Annotated in this window: 17 protein-coding genes; 3 read left to right on the top strand and 14 right to left on the bottom strand. The window is 71.6% G+C overall.

The window, feature by feature from the left end:
• Positions 1 to 123: 123 nt before the first annotated feature.
• Positions 124 to 681: a hypothetical protein gene (locus ABGB18_RS04115; RefSeq protein ID WP_347693953.1), complete on the bottom strand. Its 558-nt coding sequence runs from the start codon at positions 679 to 681 to the stop codon at positions 124 to 126.
• A 70-nt stretch (positions 682 to 751) separates the two neighbouring features.
• On the opposite strand from ABGB18_RS04115, the gene ABGB18_RS04110 reads away from it, so the two are divergent.
• On the top strand, positions 752 to 1,480 hold the full coding sequence (locus ABGB18_RS04110; protein ID WP_347693952.1) for an SDR family NAD(P)-dependent oxidoreductase: 729 nt from the start codon (positions 752 to 754) through the stop codon (positions 1,478 to 1,480).
• A gap of 85 nt (positions 1,481 to 1,565) precedes the next feature.
• A complete protein-coding gene (locus ABGB18_RS04105; protein ID WP_347693951.1) occupies positions 1,566 to 1,814 on the top strand; it encodes a hypothetical protein in 249 nt (82 codons plus the stop codon).
• A 139-nt stretch (positions 1,815 to 1,953) separates the two neighbouring features.
• Here ABGB18_RS04105 and ABGB18_RS04100 read toward each other — a convergent pair whose 3' ends face one another.
• The 5 genes from ABGB18_RS04100 to ABGB18_RS04080 form a co-directional block, all read right to left on the bottom strand.
• The gene (locus tag ABGB18_RS04100) at positions 1,954 to 2,187 is read right to left on the bottom strand and encodes a hypothetical protein (RefSeq protein ID WP_347693950.1); all 234 of its coding nucleotides are present in this window, start codon (positions 2,185 to 2,187) and stop codon (positions 1,954 to 1,956) included.
• Between the two features lie 396 nt (positions 2,188 to 2,583).
• Positions 2,584 to 3,177, bottom strand: coding sequence for a methyltransferase domain-containing protein (locus tag ABGB18_RS04095; RefSeq protein ID WP_347693949.1), 594 nt, complete (start codon positions 3,175 to 3,177; stop codon positions 2,584 to 2,586).
• Complete coding sequence (locus tag ABGB18_RS04090) at positions 3,068 to 4,714, bottom strand: IS200/IS605 family accessory protein TnpB-related protein (protein WP_347693948.1); 1,647 nt, start codon at positions 4,712 to 4,714, stop codon at positions 3,068 to 3,070. Before ABGB18_RS04090 ends, ABGB18_RS04095 begins: the two co-directional genes overlap by 110 nt.
• Entirely contained in the window at positions 4,707 to 5,285 is a 579-nt protein-coding gene (locus tag ABGB18_RS04085) for an IS607 family transposase (RefSeq protein ID WP_347693947.1), read from the bottom strand. The genes ABGB18_RS04090 and ABGB18_RS04085 overlap by 8 nt, the downstream gene beginning before the upstream one ends.
• Positions 5,286 to 5,318: 33 nt before the next feature.
• Positions 5,319 to 5,492 carry a hypothetical protein gene (locus ABGB18_RS04080; RefSeq protein ID WP_347693946.1) on the bottom strand — a complete coding sequence of 58 codons (174 nt, stop codon included), beginning with the start codon at positions 5,490 to 5,492 and terminating at the stop codon, positions 5,319 to 5,321.
• A gap of 85 nt (positions 5,493 to 5,577) precedes the next feature.
• On the opposite strand from ABGB18_RS04080, the gene ABGB18_RS04075 reads away from it, so the two are divergent.
• Complete coding sequence (locus ABGB18_RS04075; protein ID WP_347693945.1) at positions 5,578 to 6,339, top strand: SDR family NAD(P)-dependent oxidoreductase; 762 nt, start codon at positions 5,578 to 5,580, stop codon at positions 6,337 to 6,339.
• Between the two features lie 81 nt (positions 6,340 to 6,420).
• Here the strand turns inward: ABGB18_RS04075 and ABGB18_RS04070 are convergent, their stop codons facing one another.
• Genes ABGB18_RS04070 through ABGB18_RS04035 form a run of 8 tightly spaced genes read right to left on the bottom strand, consistent with a single transcriptional unit; the run spans position 6,421 to position 15,030 of the window.
• Entirely contained in the window at positions 6,421 to 7,842 is a 1,422-nt protein-coding gene (locus tag ABGB18_RS04070) for an aldehyde dehydrogenase family protein (RefSeq protein ID WP_347693944.1), read from the bottom strand.
• Positions 7,839 to 8,873, bottom strand: coding sequence for a P1 family peptidase (locus ABGB18_RS04065; RefSeq protein ID WP_347693943.1), 1,035 nt, complete (start codon positions 8,871 to 8,873; stop codon positions 7,839 to 7,841). The genes ABGB18_RS04070 and ABGB18_RS04065 overlap by 4 nt, the downstream gene beginning before the upstream one ends.
• A complete protein-coding gene (locus ABGB18_RS04060) occupies positions 8,873 to 10,051 on the bottom strand; it encodes a M20 family metallopeptidase (RefSeq protein WP_347693942.1) in 1,179 nt (392 codons plus the stop codon). The genes ABGB18_RS04065 and ABGB18_RS04060 overlap by 1 nt, the downstream gene beginning before the upstream one ends.
• Entirely contained in the window at positions 10,048 to 10,848 is an 801-nt protein-coding gene (locus ABGB18_RS04055; RefSeq protein WP_347693941.1) for an ATP-binding cassette domain-containing protein, read from the bottom strand. Before ABGB18_RS04055 ends, ABGB18_RS04060 begins: the two co-directional genes overlap by 4 nt.
• Positions 10,817 to 11,731 (bottom strand): ABC transporter ATP-binding protein, encoded by a 915-nt coding sequence (locus ABGB18_RS04050; protein ID WP_347694297.1) that lies wholly within the window; start codon positions 11,729 to 11,731, stop codon positions 10,817 to 10,819. The genes ABGB18_RS04055 and ABGB18_RS04050 overlap by 32 nt, the downstream gene beginning before the upstream one ends.
• 2 nt (positions 11,732 to 11,733) lie before the next feature.
• Positions 11,734 to 12,594 (bottom strand): ABC transporter permease, encoded by an 861-nt coding sequence (locus tag ABGB18_RS04045; RefSeq protein ID WP_347693940.1) that lies wholly within the window; start codon positions 12,592 to 12,594, stop codon positions 11,734 to 11,736.
• Positions 12,591 to 13,529 carry an ABC transporter permease gene (locus ABGB18_RS04040; protein WP_347693939.1) on the bottom strand — a complete coding sequence of 313 codons (939 nt, stop codon included), beginning with the start codon at positions 13,527 to 13,529 and terminating at the stop codon, positions 12,591 to 12,593. The genes ABGB18_RS04045 and ABGB18_RS04040 overlap by 4 nt, the downstream gene beginning before the upstream one ends.
• A 7-nt stretch (positions 13,530 to 13,536) precedes the next feature.
• Entirely contained in the window at positions 13,537 to 15,030 is a 1,494-nt protein-coding gene (locus tag ABGB18_RS04035; protein WP_347693938.1) for an ABC transporter substrate-binding protein, read from the bottom strand.
• Positions 15,031 to 15,115: the final 85 nt, after the last annotated feature.

Here is a 15,115-nt window from a genome sequence, read left to right as displayed (position 1 = left end):
GGCCATACCGAATGGTCGCTCTCCAGCCGGCCATGCCTGGCAAACCTCTCCCGAGCCATGCCCGGGAGGCCCCATTCCGGCCATGCCCTGCCCGCATAACTCTTTCCGGCCAGGTCCCAGCAGTTACTCCCGGCCCGTTTGCATCCCACTGCTTTCGAGGTCGGCGAGGGCACGCAGGGCCTCATTGACGTCACCGCCCGAGCCGGCCGCGATCTCGTTGCCCGCCGCGTCGCGGGCGATGGCGGCGACCACCCCGTCCGCCAGGCGGGCCAGGGTGATGGTGGTGCCGTCGGACAGCAGTTCGTCGGCACCAGGCCGACGCCGGGAGGCGGGCCTGGTCAGCAGGTGCCGGGCCGCGACCAGCCCGGCGACCGGGGTGCGGTGCCGGCCCAGCAGCGCGGGCGACTCCCCGTACGGCTGCGCCACCTGCCGCACGAGGTCGCCGAGCTTGGAGCGGGCCGTCGAAAGCGGCACGAGGGGCAGGCCGCTCAGCAACCCGGACACTTCGGACAGCGGGACCAGCGCGGCCCATTCCCAGCGCTCGCGGGTGATCAGCGTGGTCCCGCCGTTCCTGGCGGCCTTGACGAGTGTGCCCCAGCGGGCCCGGGCGTCCTCCACCCCGACCGGAGGGCCGAAGCGCGCCTCCAGCTCTTCGTACGGGGGCCGATCGGTGTTGATCATTAGAGGATCGTAAGGCGCCTTACGGAATTTTCGCAAGCCGCCTTACGAAAAAGCAGGGCGAGGATGGCTGGTGGCGTCAGAGCGAGTGGGGCCGGGAGCGGAGGTGGCCATGCGTCTCATGGAGCAGCGGACGATCCTCATCACGGGCGCGACCGACGGCCTCGGCCGGGCGCTGGCGGCCGACCTCGCCGGGCGGGGCGCCACCGTGCTCGTTCACGGCCGCAATGAGCGGCGCGGGCAGGACACCTTGGACGAGATCCGGGAGCGGGTCCCGGGCGCCCAACTGCACTGCTACCGGGCCGATCTGGCCTCGCTCGACGAGGTACGCGAGTTCGCAGCGGCCGTGGAAGGCGAGCACAAGACGCTCGACACGCTGGCCAACAATGCGGGCATCGGGTCCACCGTGCCCGGGGGCGGGGTGCGGCAGGAGAGCGTGGAGGGCCACGAGCTCCGGTTCGCGGTCAACTACCTGGCCGGATACCTGCTCACCCGGTTGCTGCTGCCGGTGCTGCGCGCGGCGGCTCCGTCGCGGATCGTGAACGTCAGCAGCCTGGGTCAGACGCCGATCGACTTCGGTGACGTGATGCTCGCCAAGGACTACAGCGGGGTGCGGGCCTACTGCCAGAGCAAGCTGGCGCAGGTCATGTTCCCGGCCGCTGAAAGCCAGCCGGCCGGTAAAGCCGTCGGCCCAGCCTGCGCAAGTTCGAACCTTGCACCCGCCACCAGCAGTAAGTGCAGCTCAGAGGCCCAACGGAGCCTCTTCTGCATTTCAGGGGTGTGCAGCCGGATGCCGCCGTGAGCGGGCCCGCCCAGGCCGAGGGGCGTGGTGGCGGTGCCGTACCGGCAAAAGGGCTCCTATGCGGGAGGAGGGTAAAGGCGCCCACGTGAGCAGGCCGGACCGCCGCGAAATGGCGTACGTCGAGCGTGAACACCTCCGTGGCCTTCAAGCGCTCGGCTATAGCCACGACCGAGGCGTCAACTGCGCCGAGTGGGAAGTCCGCATACCGTTCGACCAGCACGGCAACTCTGGAAAGATCACGCTTGGTCAGCTCGACGAGCGTGAAGACGTCCGACTCGAGAGCGCGAGAAACGCAGCCTCCGGCGCAGCGCCGCCGAATCGCGAAATCATATAGCACACTTCCGCTGCGACGAAGCTGGGGACGAGGAACTCACTGCGCGCGTCGTGGAGGCGCTGGAACTCACTAACACAGCGTTCGGGATGGGCATCGTCAGCGAGTGCGGCGGCCACGAGCGGGCCGGTGCCGACGACGATCACGCCTCGCGTCCGAAGCCCTCAGCAAGAATCCCCTCGATACGCTCGGAAACATCCGAGCGGCCGGCATGGACGGAGCCGAAGAGCGCCGGAGGCCACGACTCGCTCTCGGTGTGCTCGGAGGAATGAACAAGCCGCAGCATATGCGTGCGGATCTCCCGGAGCTGGTCTCCGGTGAGTTGGCCGACCAGCCGATGCAGGTCCTCGTACTCTTCAGGTGCAGCAGCCGCCATGACTCTGATTCTACGTGCTGTAACCGATCGATTCCAAGCCGTGCAATAATCTCGCCGACTCACGCCGAGCAGCTAGGCTTCGGCGCAGGTCAAGGGCGCTGTGAAGCGGAAATGGTCACGCGCTGTAAAGCCGTCGGTCCGGCCTACGCAAGTTCGGACCTTGCACCTGCCACATGAGCCAAGAGAGGCCCGTTACCAGCGAAACGCAGTGACGGGCCCGGATCTACATGCCCGATTATCACCAGAGGCCTCTCGGGGCAAGATCCGGGATGTGCAGGGGATGAGCTTTCCACCTGGTCGAGCGAGTCAGGCAGTTGCCCAGGTCGGAGGTGGCTTCCGGCCAAGGGCTTCGGCCCCTGCAAAGTCGACCGTCGCCTCTGCGGCGCTGATCGGTCCCTACGTCAGGGCCACCACCGCGTAGCGCTCGTCGTCGATCTCCTTGCCCCACAGCATCGGGTCCGGCAGCGGATCGACGTGGATCTCGGCGACGAGCGGCCGTAACGCCGTCACCAGGTCGACCGCACGCACCCCGACCGCCCAGGGCAGCTCACCGCCCGAGCCGCCACCCGAATCACCGCCCAAGCCACCACCCGAGCCGCTGCCTGTGTTGCTGCCTGTGTTGCTGCCTGAGTCCGCCCATGGGCTCCAGCGGCCCTCGATCAGCACCAAGCGCCCGCCGGGGCGGAGTAACCCCTTCCAGTGGGCCAGGGCCACCTGTGGGGTGGGGATGGTGGCCCACAGGAGGTGGCGGGCGAGCAGCACGTCGAAGCGCCGGTCTCCGACCGGTGGCTGGGCCGCGTCTCCGAGCAGGATGGACGCGTCGGTTCCCGCCAGCTTGGCGCGGGCCCGCGCACCATCCGGGGTGCCAGGTCCACCGTTCCTAAAGACTGAGCGGGAGTGAGCCCTGTTGCCAGAACCCGTGCTCAGCCGAACGCCCCGAACGGTCTTGGACGTTCTGGTCCACCGCGTTCCTACTGCGTCCGGTCCCATCGGCTTGGAGCCGTGGTCCGGGTACGCGGGGGCGGTTTCCCTCGCGCCCCCGGACACGCAGCCCGGCCTGGACGGTCCGATGCCCACGACGATCGCTCTGGTCGTCGTGGGGCGGTGCCGTCCGTCGCCGGATCGCATGCCCAAGAGCCCGCCTTCCGATCGCCACCGCTGCGGCGGCATGCCGGCTGGTCTTACGGTTCTTGCCGGTGAGGGGCTTCTGCCAGTGCTCAGCCCCCCACACGCTGGTGTAGGCCGGGTCCACGGCGATCACGCCGATACCGGCCTCAGCGCACATGCTCAGCAGCCGTGCGCGAAGTCTCCCGGTCGGCATACCGGAGATGAGCTGCCGGAACCGCTTCCCACGTCCGTGCTTCTCCCGGGTCTTGGAGTCGGCGAAATCGAGATCTTCGATGGCGATCGCCTGCATGCCCGTGGACCGAGCCCAGCGCAGCAGCCGGGTGAGGGCGTGCCGGACCTGAGCATCCCGGTGGGTGGCCGAGCCCGACAGGTAGTAGTCGAAACGGCACGGTGCACCGATCGGGTTGCCGTGCTCGTCCAGCCGCCAGGCGGCCAGATGGTCGGCGTTCGTATCGACGCCGACGACTCCACCGGCGCGCAAGGCATCGAGCGGAACGACGGGCAGGTCCTTGCGGGTCCAGGAGGCGTCCAGGTACCAGCGGTTGCGGGTCACGTCGAGGTGAATACGGTAGGCGACGGCCCGGTTGGCCGCGATCCGGTCGCACCACTCTGTGCCCCGGTGCGGGAAGGCCACCTTCGCGGCCAGGACGTACCGGCCGTGCCGGGCGTTGGCCAGGTGGGCAAGCGGTGCGGGCAGCTTGATGCCGACCTCACCGTCAGGGGTGACGCGGATCGTCTCGTTGCCGAACCTTTTACCGGACTCCCCGTCGGCGGTCAGGAACCAGCGGGCGGCTTCCCACTCGACACGCCACTGCTCGAGGGTCTTATGCGCGGCGGTGAGGTTGTGGCGCTGCTTCAGCAACCGGCGGCCCCCGCGCACGACGGACACCCGCCCAGCTTCACGCTCCGCACTGACGCGCTCGTACGCTCGCTCAAGGATCGCCAAGCGGCGCGCCTTGTGGAACCACTCCTTCTTCGACCGGTAGCCGCCCGGCTGCCGCTTGGAGCCCTTCTCACCGATCGGCAGCGACAGGCGGTGCCGGAGGGTGCAGATACCAGCGTCGAGAGATTGGAGATGCCGCCATTGGGCGCGGCGGGACAGTCCCCACTGGTCGTGAGTCTGGGCGGTGATCGAACCAGCCCAACGCGACGACGAATCGGCCGTCAGGTCCCGCTTACGGGCGGCCCACGTGTCCGTAGAGTGGCCCAGGCCGTCACGGCAACGCCGGGCAAGGTCGCGGGAGGCCAGACGGCCGTTGTGCTCGCCGACCAGCCGCAGAACCTTCACATCCTCGGCGGTAAGGCCCTTGAGCCGGTCCCGGATCGACACGCCCGACGGCCCGTCAGCGACGTACGGCCGGGCGATCCGCCTGAGCGGTTTCTTGTCCGGATCAGCCACGTTCGGCTGCCTCAAGGGCCTTGTGCGCGCGGTTCTTCGCCGACCGGCGACCATACAGGCGGGCGCAGAACGAGGTCAGGACCTCCATGATGTCCTGCACCAGATCATCCTCGACCTCGCCCTCGACCTCACCGTCATCGAGGACAACGAGACGGCGACCGGACGCGGACAGAGCCGCTTGGACCAGTTCGACGTTCATCCGGCCAAGCCGGTCCTTGTGCTCGACCACGACCGTGGTCACCGCCGGGTCGGCCAGGAGCCGCTGCACCTTCGGCCGTCCACCGGTCATGCCCGAGGCGATCTCCGACTCCACCCGCACGACCCGGTGGCCTGTGGTCGCCGCCCAGTGGGTCAGCCGGGCCATCTGGCGTTCCAGGTCGGCCTTGTGGTCAGGGGAGGAGACGCGGGCATACAGGCCCAGCGTTTCCGGCACGGCGCTGGCCTCGATGTTCACCAGGATCGTGCGCGGCCCGACCCGCTGAGCGGGCACGGGCAGCGTCCCCTCACGAAACCACTTGTATGCGGTCTGAGGGTGAATGCCCTGTGCTCGTGCCCACTCGGTCAGGTTCACGCGACGATCATATCGATGTAATCGATCTAACACTCACTCAATCGACCTTGGAGGCGAACAGTTGAATGCCCCGGTCGAGCATGTCGAGTTGCCCGGAGGGCAGCCGTCGGCCCAGGCGGCCTGGACCGAGGGGTCGCGCAGGCCGTGGTCGGCCTCCTCGTCGAAGGTGTCGGCGGCGGCGTCCCAGATCGCGGCGATGCTCTTCATGCCGTACAGATTGCCCGCCGCCGCTGACATTTCCGCGGTCCGGCACCTGGTGCACTGGTCAGACCAGTCGCTAAGGTTGCGTCTCATGGGATATGACGCGTTGTTCCGCCTCGACGGGCGGCGGGCCGTGGTGATCGGAGCCGGGAGCGGGATCGGCCGGGAAGCGGCGCTGGCGCTGGCCGCCCATGGGGCCGACGTGGTGTGCGCGGACCTCGACCCGGACGCGGCGGAGAAGACCGCCGCCGGGTGCGGCGGGTCCGCCCGGCGGGTCGACGTGCTGGACGACGCGGCGGTGCGCGACCTGGCCGCCGCCGAACCGGCCGACGTGCTGGTGTTCACGGCGGCCACGAACGTGCGCAAGCGGCTGCTCGACTACTCCGGTGAGGAGTTCGAGCGGGTGGTGAACCTCAATCTGCGGGCCTCGTTCGACGTGGTACGCGCGTTCGGGGCGGGCATGGTCGAGCGGGGGCGCGGGTCGATCATCGGGTTCGCGTCGATCCGGGCGTCCGTCACCGAGCCGGGGCAGGGCGTCTACTCCGCCACCAAGGCGGGGCTGGTGCAGTTGCTGCGGACGGCGGCGGCCGAGTTCGGGCCGAGCGGGGTGCGGGTCAACGCCGTCGCGCCGGGCGTCGTGGAGACGCCGCTGACCCGGCAGATCAAGGACAACCCCGGCTGGTACGCCGCGTACGCAGCCAAGAGCGCCCTCGGCCGGTGGGCGGCGGCCGAGGAGATGGCCGGGGCGGTGGTCTACCTGGCGGGCGACGCGGCCAGCTTCGTGACCGGCTCGGTGCTGTACGTGGACGGCGGCTGGACCGCCGTGGACGGCCGCTTCGACCCACCGAACTGAACCCGGAGGGCGGGGCGCCCGCGCGTGAACGACTGCCGGGCGGGCGCCCTCCGCCCGTCACGATCGCGCGATGGGCCGCGGTTACGGACGGATGATGGCCATCCTGGTGACGGTCAGCTCCTCGATGGCGAAGCGCGGGCCCTCGCGTCCGATGCCCGAGTCCTTGACACCGCCGTAGGGCATGTTGTCCGCCCTGAACCCCGGCACCTCGTTCACCACGACTCCCCCGGCGTCGATCCGCTCGATCGCCGCGAACGCGGTGGCCAGCGACCGGGTGAAGACCGCCACGTGCAGCCCGTACCGCGACTTGTTGACGGCGGCGAAGGCGGTGTCGAGGTCGGGCACCGAGCGCACGCACACGACGGGCCCGAAGATCTCCTCGTCCCACGCCGCCGCCCCGTCCGGCACGCCGGCGAGCACGGTGGGCGCGATGGCGCGGCCGTCGCGGTGCCCGCCCGTGAGCGGCTCGGCCCCGGAAGCGGCGACCCACTCCAGGACGCGGTCCGTGGCGGGCCCGTCGATGAGCGGGGCCACCCGGGTCTCGGGCAGCCGGGGGTCGCCGACCGCGACGTCCTTGACGCGCTCGGCCAGCAGGGACAGGAACGCCTCGCGTACGGGCTCCTCGACCAGCACCCGCTGCACCGAGATGCACGCCTGGCCGGAGGCGTAGTAGCCGCCCCGCACGACCGCGTCCGCGGCGGCCTCCAGGTCGGCGTCGGCCGCCACCACGAGAGCGGCGTTCGACCCGAGCTCCAGCAGGACCTTGGTGGGGGCGGCGTTGCGCGCGATGGCGTGGCCGGCGGCGGCCGAGCCGGTGAAGGAGACCGCGCCGATCCTGCGGTCCTCCACGAGCCTCCGGCCGACCTCGACGTCGCCGGTGACGAGCTGTACGGCCCCCGCGGGCAGCGCGTCGCGCAGCAGGTGCACCAGCCAGAGGGTGGCCAGCGGGGTCGCCGGCGCGGGCTTGACGATCACCGGGCAACCGGCGGCCACGGACGGGGCGATCTTGTGGGCGGCCAGCAGCAGCGGGTAGTTGTAGCCGGTGATCCCGACGACGACGCCGACCGGCCGGCGCGTCCAGAACCCCACCAGGCCCTCGCCCGACGGCAGCAGGTCCAGCGGCACGGTCTCGCCGTGCAGCCGGGCGACCTCCTCGGCGGCCGTGGTCAGCGTGACGAGCGTCCTGGCCACCTCGACCCTGCAGTCCACCAGCGGCTTGCCGGTCTCCAGCACCAGCAGCCGCTCGAAGTCCTCCTGCCGGTCCCGCAGGGTGTCGTGGGCCCGCATGAGGGCGGCGCGGCGGGCGTGCGAGGGCAGCGCGGCCATGGCGGGGGCCGCGGCCAGCGCCGCGTCCAGGGCCGCCGCGGCGAGCTCGGGCGTGCCCAGCGGGGCCCTGGCGACCAGGGATCCGTCGTAGGGGAAGACCACGTCGGTGGTGCCTTCGGTCTCCACCCATCCGTCCCCGATGGGCAGCCCGGAGGGCCATTCGGTGGTCACGGTCATGATCGCCCTCCTGTGGCGCTCGGGAACACGTCGAGGTACGCGGGCGCGCCCTCGCGACCGGTGGCGGCCAGTACGGCGTGCGCGACGGCCCTGCTGAACACGTCGGCCGCCGCCGCCAGCGCGTCCTGGAAGGTGTCGTGACCGGGGGCGGGGCGGGCGCAGGTGGCCAGGGCGAAGATGGTGTCGCCGTCGGTCATGGTGTGCGCGGGCCGGATGGCCCTGGCCAGGCCGTCGTGGGCCACCCCGGCGAGCCTGCCGCACTGGGCCTTGGTGAGGTCCAGGTCCGTGGCCACCACGCCGATGGTGGTGTTGAAGGACGGCTGGTGCTCGGGACGCCAGCCCTCGACCTCGTGCGCGGCGGGCGGCCGGAGGTGGGCGAACTCGCCGGGCAACCCGTATCTGGCGCCGGCGAGGGTGCCGTCGGCCGGGTCGAGGACGGAGCCCGCGGGGTTGGCCACGGCCAGGGCGGCGACGGTGGCGCCGCCCTGCAGGACGACGCTGGCCGTGCCCACGCCGCCGGCCAGCGCCCCGGCCGTCGCCCCGGTGCCGGCCCCGATGGAGCCGCTCGCCGTCGGAGGCGTCGTGTCCGGGCGCGGGTGCGCGGCGGCGTCGTAGGCGGCGCCGCCCAGGGCGGCGTCCGGGGTGGCGCGGAACGTTCCGCCCTGGCCCAGGTCGAAGATGACGGCCGCGGGGACGATCGGCACCACGCCGCCCGCCACCGGGTAGCCGACGCCCGCGTCCGCGAGCCGGTCCACCACCCCGCAGGCGGCCGCCAGCCCGTACGCGCTGCCGCCCGTCAGCACCACGGCGTGCACCCGCTGCACCAGGTTGCGCGGGTCGAGCAGCTCGGTCTCCCGGGTGCCGGGTGCGGCCCCGCGCACGTCCACCCCCGCCACGGCGCCGTCGGCGGGCGCCAGCACGACGGTGGTGCCGGTCCGGTGGCCGCCGCCGACCCGCTGGGCGTGCCCGACCCGCAGCCCGGCCACGTCCACCAGCGAGTTCGTCGGCCCCGGCCGCGCCGGAGGCTCCATCAGTAGTCCCCGTTCAGGAAACGCCGCGCGGCCTCGGCGAACACCCGGGTGCACCGGACGATCTCGGCCACCTCGACGAACTCGTCCGCCTGGTGCGCGATCCACTTCCCGCCGGGCCCGTACACGACCGAGGGGATCCCGCCCCAGTGCGTCAGCACGGTCCCGTCCGTCGAGCCCGGCACCCCGCCGTACACCGGCTCCTCCCCCGTCACCGAGCGGTGGGCGGCGGCCAGCGCGGCCACCACCGGGTCGGAGGTGGGCACGTCCACCGGCGGCCGGTCCACCAGGATCGACACCTCGGAGGAGATCCCTTCCTGTGCGGCGAGCGCGGCCACCCGGCCGGCGACGACCTTGTGCTCGACCCCGGGGATCGTCCGCACGTCCACGAAGACCGAGGCCACGGCGGGGATCACGTTGACCTGCTCCTCCGAGCCGGCCCGCAGCACGGTGGGGGTGACGTACACCTCGCCGAGGTGCTCGTGCGCCGGGTGCCGCGCCTGCAGCTCGTCCTGCAGCGTCCCGAGGCCCGCCAGCAGGGCGCCCGCGGCGGGGATGGGGTTGCGGCCGTGCTGCGGCATGGCGCCGTGCGCCATCTTGCCGGTGAGGTCCACCCGCAGCCGCAGCGCTCCCTTGGCCACGGCGCAGATCTCCCCGGCCTCCGGCTCGGCCACGATCGCGCCGTCCACGTCGGCCGTCAGCCCCTGGGAGACGAAGTGGTGGGCGCCGAGCATGAGGCCCTCCTCGTCGGCCAGCGCGCACACCTTGATCCGCCCCGGGAACGATCCAGCGAGCTGCAGCGCGCGGGTGGCGTAGAGGGTGGCGGCCAGGCCCGACTTCATGTCGGCGCTGCCCCGCCCCCACAGCCGCCCGTCCCGGATCTCGCCGCCGAACGGGTCCACGGTCCAGGTGGACAGGTCGCCCTCGGTGACGACGTCCGTGTGGCCCTCGAACATCAGCGTGGGCCCGTCCCCGCCGCCGCCCTCGACCACGGCCACCACGTTCGGCCTGCCGGGCGCGGCCTCGGACACCTCCGGCCGCCACCCCCACTCGCGCATCTTCGCCTCGACCAGCTCGGCGGCGGGCCGCTCGTCGCGGCCCCGCATCGGGTCGTTGGTGCTGGGAATCCGCACCAGCGCCTGGGTGAAGGCCACCACGCCCTCGGCATCGACCTCGATCAAAGCAGTCCCTCCAGAGTCGGTACGGCCTCCAGCAACGTACGCGTGTAGGGGTGGGCGGGCGCGGCCCAGACGTCGTCCACCGGCCCGCTCTCCACGATCTCGCCCTCGCTCATGACCGCGACCGTCTCGCACACGTGCCGCACCACGGACAGGTCGTGCGAGACGAACACCAGCGTCAGCCCCAGCTCGTCGGCCAGGTCGGCCAGCAGGTTGAGGATCTGCCCGCGGACGGAGACGTCCAGGGCGCTGACGGGCTCGTCGGCGACCAGCACCTTCGGCCGGGGCGCGAGCGCGCGGGCGATGGCGATGCGCTGCCGCTGCCCGCCGGAGAACTGGTGCGGGTACCGGCCGGCGGCCGAGGCGGGCAGCCCGACCGCCTCCAGCAACTCGGCCACCCGGTCGCCGGCGGGCAGGCCGAGCGCGGTGAGCGGCTCGGCGACGAGGTCGCGGACCCGCATGCGGGGGTCGAGCGAGCTCATCGGGTCCTGGAAGACGATCTGCAGGTTCTCGCGCAGGAAGCGCAGCCGCCGCTCCGGCAGGCCGGTGATCTCCCGCCCGTCGAAGCGGATGGAGCCGCCGGTGGGCTGGTCGAGCCCGCACAGCAGGCGCAGCAACGTGGACTTGCCCGAGCCGGACTCGCCGACGATGCCGTACCGCTCGCCGCGGTGCACGGTCAGCGACACCTCGCGCAGCGCGCGCACGTCGGCGCCGGGCCTGGTGAGCGAGGTGCGGGGCCGGCGGTAGACGCGGCTGAGGTCGCGGGCCTCAATCAGCGGGGTGCCAGCATGCGTGGGCATGTCCGTCTCCTGTCAGCGCCGGGACCTGCTCGCACGCGGGGGTGGTGTGCGGGCAGCGGTTCCTGAACACGCAGCCGCCGGGGAAGTGGCCGGCCGGGGGGACGCTGCCCTTGATGGTGGGCAGCCGGGTGCCGCGCGGGGTGAGCCTGGAGGCGGCCAGCAGGCCCTCCGTGTAGCGGTGGCGGGGGCGGGTGAACACCTCGCGGATGGGGCCGCTCTCGACGACGCGGCCGCCGTACATTACCAGGACCCGCTCGCAGACGGAGGCCACGACGGCCAGGTCGTGGGTGATGAACAGCAGCGCGGGCGCGACGTCCGCGATGAGCTCCAGCATCTGCTTCTGCACGGTGACGTCGAGCGCGGTGGTGGGCTCGTCGCAGATGAGCAGCCGGGGCTCGTTGGCCAGCGCGATGGCGAGCATGACGCGCTGGCGCTGGCCGCCGGAGAGCTGGTGCGGGTAGGCGCGGAAGATCTGTTCGGGATCGGGCAGCCGCACGCGTCCGAGCAGGTCGAGCGCCCGCGCCCGGGCCTCGGGGCGGGGGCGGCCGTGCAGGGTCAGGACCTCGGCCACCTGGGCGCCGACGCGCATGAGCGGGTTCAGCGCGGTCATGGGCTCCTGGAAGACCATGGACAGGTCACGGCCGCGCAGGTCCTTGATCCGGCTCTCGGGCACGCCGACCAGGTCGCGCTCGCCCAGCCGGGCGGTGCCGGAGGCGGTGACACCCTCGGGGAGCAGTCCCATGAGCGACAGCGCGGTGAGCGACTTGCCGGACCCGGACTCGCCGATCAGCCCGACCCGCTCGCCGGGCGCGATCGAGAACGACACCTCGTGCACGAGCTCGGCGGAGTCCGCCCGCACGGTCAGGCCCTCAACGCTCAGCATGGTCACCGGGTCGCTCCGTTCGCGGGCGGCTCGGCCTGCTCCCTGATCCGCCTGAGCCGGGGGTCCAGGTGGTCGCGCAGGCCGTCGCCCAGCAGGTTGAAGCCGAGCACGGCCAGCGCGATGGCCAGGCCGGGCCAGAGCGCCAGGCGCGGGGTGGAGAACAGCAGCTCCTGCGACTCCTGCAGCATCCGCCCCCACGACGGGGTGGGCGGCCGGGTGCCGAAGCCGAGGAACGACAGCGCCGCCTCGGCCAGGATGGCGATGGCGAACGACACCGACGCCTGGACGATCAGCACCGAGGAGATGTTCGGCAGCACGTGCCGTACGGCGATGGCCGGGCGCCGCCGCCCGGCGGCCCGGGCGGCGAGGATGTAGTCGGTCACCATGACCTGGAGGGTGGCCGCGCGGGCCACCCGGGCGAACGCGGGCACGGTGGCCACCCCGATCGCGATCATCGCGGTGAGCGTGCCCGCCCCGTAGACCGCGCCGAGCATGACGGCCAGCAGCAGGGCGGGGAAGGCGAACACGAGGTCGTTGACCCGCATGATCAGCTCCGACAGCCAGCCGCGCGGGGTCATCCCGGCGACCAGGCCGAGCGGCACGCCCAGCACGGCGGCGATGCCGACGGCCACGACGCCCACGTAGAGGGTGGTGCGGGCGCCGACCATGAGCTGGCTGAAGGTGTCGCGGCCGAACTTGTCGGCCCCGAGCGGGTAGCCGCCGCCCGGCTCGCGCAGCTTGCGCGCCGCGTCCACGAGCGTCGGGTCGTGCGGCGTCCAGAAGAACGACACCACCGCGGCCAGCGCCACCAGCGCCACGAGCACGGCGCCGACCAGCAGCGCGACGTTGACCCGGCCCTTCATCGCAGCCTCGGGTCGAGCAGGTGGTAGGCCACGTCCACCACGAAGTTGATCAGCAGCACGGCCGCCACCAATACCATCACCACTCCTTGGACGAGCAGCAGGTCGCGCCCGGCCACGCCGTTGAGCAGCAGGTCGCCCAGCCCCGGGATGACGAAGACCCGCTCGACCACGACCGCGCCGATGAGCAGTGTGGCCAGTTGCAGCCCGAGCACGGTGACGACCGGGATGGAGGCGTTGCGAAGGCCGTGCCGCCACAGCGCGCCGGTGCTGCCCCGGCCCTTGGCGCGGGCGGTGCGCAGGTAGTCCTCGCGCATCACGTCGAGCACGGCGCTGCGCACGTAGCGGGTGAGCACGGCGCCCTGGACGATCCCGAGCGACAGCCATGGCAGCAGCAGGCTGCGCAGCCACTCCGCCGGGTTCTCCGCGATGGGCACGTAGCCGCCGGACGGCAGTGCCTGGGCCTGCACCGCGAACACGAACACCAGCAGGATGCCCGCCAGGAACGCCGGGAGGGCGATGCCGATCTGGCTGGCCGCGCTGATGAGCGCGCCGAGCGGGTTGCGGTGGTGCACGGCGGCGAACGTGCCGAGCGGCACCGCGACCAGCAGCGCCACGATCATGCCGCCGAGCACCAGCACGGCGGTCACGGCGAGCCGGTCGCCGATCTGCGGGCCGATGGGCGAGCTGGTGACGTAGGAGATGCCGAAGTCACCGTGCAGGAGCCCGCCGAACCAGTCGAGGAACTGCACGACGGGAGCCCGGTCGGTGCCGAACTGCCGGCGCAGCCCGGCGACCGCCTCGGGCGTGGCGTTGACGCCCAGGGCGATCTCCGCCGGGTCTCCGGGCAGCAGCGCCATGAAGGCGAAGACCACGACCGCGGCCACGGCGGTGCCGGCGACCAGCACCGCCAGGCGCTTGATCAGGTACACGATCATGTCGGGGTCACTGTTTGGCGAGCGCGGTGAAGTCGAAGGACTCCGCGATGGCGTTCTTCGGCAGCCCGGTGACGCCCTTCTTCGCCACGATCAGGTTGGGGAACAGGAACAGCCAGTCGGCCGCGGCGTCGTCGGACAGGAGCTTGGCGGCCTGCTTGAGGTCGTCGGTCTGTTCCTGCTCGGTGCCCTCGTCGGCGGCGGCGAGCAGCTTGCCGAACTCGGGGTTGTCGTAATGGAAGTAGTACGACTTATCGGCAAAAATCCCCATATCCCGGGGCTCGACGTGGTTGATGATGGAAAGGTCGTAGTCGCCCTTCGTGAACACCTGGTCCAGCCAGCGGGCCGGGAACTCCAGCGGCTCGATCTCGGCCGTGATGCCCACCTGCGCGAGCTGCGACTTGACGACCTGCGCGCTCGCGACCGCGTACGGCAGGTTGGGGATGCGCATCTTCACGCTGTACGTCTTGCCGCCGAGCAGTTGCCTGGCCTTGGCCGGGTCGTAGGGGTAGTCGCCGGTGCGGTCCTCGTACCAGGGGTCGGTGGGCGGCACCATCGTGCCGATCTGCTCCCCGCGCCCGGCCCAGGCCGTCTCCAGCAGCGCCTTGTGGTCGATGGCGTGCCTGACGGCCTGGCGGACGTTCTTGTCGCTGAAGGGCGGGCGGCCGTTGTTCATCGACAGCACGACCTCGCCGTTGGTGGTGCCCTCGATGGTCTGGAAGCGGTTGGGGTCGGCGAACTGCTGCAGCGACTCGGGCGCCTGCACGCTGGAGATGACGTCGATGCCGCCGGTCAGCAACGCGTTGTTCATCGCCGTGGCGTCCTTGAAGTATTTCAGGGTGACCGTCGGCAGCTTCGGCTTCGTCCCCCAGTAGGCGGGGTTGGGGTGGAGCTGGATGGAGTCGCCGCGCCGCCAGGCGCCCAGCACGTACGGGCCGGTGCCGACGGGCTTGTTGGCCAGGTCGGCCACGCCGGTGCGGCTGAACATGGCGCCGAGCCTGGTCGCCATCGAGTAGAGGAAGCCGTTGCTGGGCCGCTTGAGCGTGACGACGGCGGTGGAGTCGTCCTTCTTCTCCACCTTGTCGACCACGTCGAGCTGCGACTTGATCTTGAGCTTCCAGTCCGTCCGCACCCGGTCGAGCGAGAAGACCACGTCGTCGGCCGTGAACGGCGCGCCGCTGCTGAACTTCACGTCCCTGCGCAGCGTGAACGTATAGGTCTTACGGTCGGCGGAGATGTCCCACTTCTCCGCGAGCAACGGCACGATCTTGCCGTCCTGGCCGAGCTTGACCAGGCCCTCGTAGACATTGACGAGTAACGCCTGCGGGATGGCCGCGCCCTCGGTCGAGGTGAAGTCGAGGTTCGCGGGCTCGGCCACGAACCCGACGGACAACGACCGGGCCTGGGGGGTGCCTGTTCCGCCGCCACCGCCGGCACCGCCGCCGCAGGCGGCCATGGCCAGCAGGAGACCGCCGGCGGCGATCCAGGTGCCGATTCGCCTCATCTCTTACAGCCTCCTGGCTAGTGCACTGGTCGGACCAGTAGGCTACGCACATTGCCAGTCGGCGGCGGCTCAGGTCAAGGGGGAT

The sequence above is a fragment of the Nonomuraea sp. B12E4 genome, assembly GCF_039871825.1.
GTDB lineage: Bacteria > Actinomycetota > Actinomycetes > Streptosporangiales > Streptosporangiaceae > Nonomuraea.
This window is presented reverse-complemented; position numbering and strand designations above follow the sequence as displayed.